This is a genomic window from Streptomyces pathocidini (genome assembly GCF_001418495.1).
Classification (GTDB): Bacteria; Actinomycetota; Actinomycetes; order Streptomycetales; family Streptomycetaceae; genus Streptomyces; species Streptomyces pathocidini.
This window is the reverse complement of the sequence record NZ_LIQY01000431.1, coordinates 1-1,649: the sequence shown is the minus strand read 5'-3', so window position 1 is coordinate 1,649 and position 1,649 is coordinate 1. Positions and strand designations below refer to the sequence as shown.

Below are 1,649 nucleotides of genomic sequence, written 5' to 3'. Positions count from 1 at the left end.
CGGGAGGGCTTGCCCGGCGCGTCGGTCGGCCGGGAACGTTCTGGGCGGCTCGTCGGCTCACTCCAGTGGGACGGTCACGGGGCGCAGCACCCGCAGCGAGGTCGCGAGGAAGACCAGCCAGCCGGCCGCGAAGGCCCCGCACACGGCAGCGAGGGCGGCGTACGGGCCGAGCTGCCCGGCCAGCCAGCCGCCGGCCCACGCGCCGACCGGGAAGGTTCCGAAGGCGACCGTGCGGTACGCGGCGGTGACCCGGCCCAGCCGGTCCTGCGGGGTGCGGGTCTGGCGGAGCGTCACGAAGTAGACGTTGAACACGGTGAATCCGATGCTGAAGACCGCGAACGCCGTGGTGATCAGGGCGAGGTCGGCGAGGGCGGCGCCGCGCGCGAGCAGGATCAGCGCGGGCGCCGCGCAACCGCAGGCCATACTGGCGAAGAGCGTTCCCGGCACGCCCAGGGCTCGGCCGAAACAGCGGGCGAGGACCGTGCCGATGACGGCGCCGAGGCTGCCGAGTCCGATGCACAGGCCCAACGGGCCTGCGGACAAGCCAAGTTCGCGGACGGCGTGGACGAGGAAGACGGTGAGCAGGGCCTGTTCGCACAGGTTGAACCAGGCGCCCTTCGCGGTGAGAACCCGGAGAACGCGGTCACGCCAGATGAAGGTGAAGCCGAGGGAGAGGGATGGCCAGAGGCCGGCCTCTGACCCGGTCTTCTCGCCGTCGGGGGCGGTCGCGGGTTCCGGGGTGCGGATCAGCAGCAGCATCACGGCCGAGAAGAGGTACGACACCACGTTGGTGATCAGGGCGAACGGGCCACCGACGAGCCGGATCAGCAGTCCGCCGAGCCCTGGTCCGCCGACCTGCGCGACCGCGTAGCTGCCCTGGAGCCTGCTGTTGGCGGCGACAAGGTGGTGCCGGGGTACGAGACTCGGGAGGTACGAGAGGTAGGCGACGTCGAACAGGGCGCTGAACGTGCCGACGGTGAGCGCGACCCCGTACAGCACCGGCATCGTGAGGCCGTCCGCCCACCAGCAGGCGGGCACCACGGCGAGCGCCGCGGCCCGGGCCAGGTTCGCGGCGATCAGGAGGGGGCGGCGGCGGTAGCGGTCCACCCAGCGGCCGACGAAGACGGTGATCAGCAGGACGGGCAGGAACTGCACGGCGGACAGCGTTCCCACCTGGCCGGGGGTGGCGTCCAGCAGGGTGATCGCGATGAGCGGGAGGGCGAGCTGGGTGACGTAGGTGCCGAGGAGGGAGACGGTCTCCCCCGTCCAGAGCTTGAGGAAGTCGGTGTTGCGCCACAGGCTGCCGCTGTCGTGCCGCTCCTCCGGCCCGCTGTCGGCGGGCGGCCGCTGGGGCGTCGTCTCCGTGCTCACGCTGATCCGCTCTCTTCGTGCTGGGCTCTGGCCTGGTACGCCCGACCGGCCGGGGTCAGGGTCGCCGGGGTCAGGGTCGCCTGGGTCGAGGTCAGAGCCGTGGCCGGTCGGCCCGCGGCGGCGAGAAGCCCGTCATGCAGGTCTTCCAGGAGCGCGGCGGCCTCTTCGCGGACGAGGTCGCGGGCGGTGAGCCGTACGGTCAGCACGCCGTCGGCGTCGGACGCGCGGGCGTAGCAGCGGGGGCCGATGGTGGTGAAGGGCCGCTCCCAGGTGAGGGT

At 72.6% G+C, this 1,649-nt stretch carries 2 protein-coding genes; both read right to left on the bottom strand.

What is annotated here, in order from left to right; genetic code table 11:
* Nucleotides 1-57 precede the first annotated feature (57 nt).
* Nucleotides 58-1,371 (bottom strand): MFS transporter, encoded by a 1,314-nt coding sequence (locus tag AOK16_RS19595; RefSeq protein ID WP_055473508.1) that lies wholly within the window; start codon nt 1,369-1,371, stop codon nt 58-60.
* Nucleotides 1,368-1,649 (bottom strand): hypothetical protein (locus AOK16_RS19590; protein WP_157859272.1); only part of this gene is annotated, 282 nt, incomplete at its 5' end. The genes AOK16_RS19595 and AOK16_RS19590, both read right to left, overlap by 4 nt.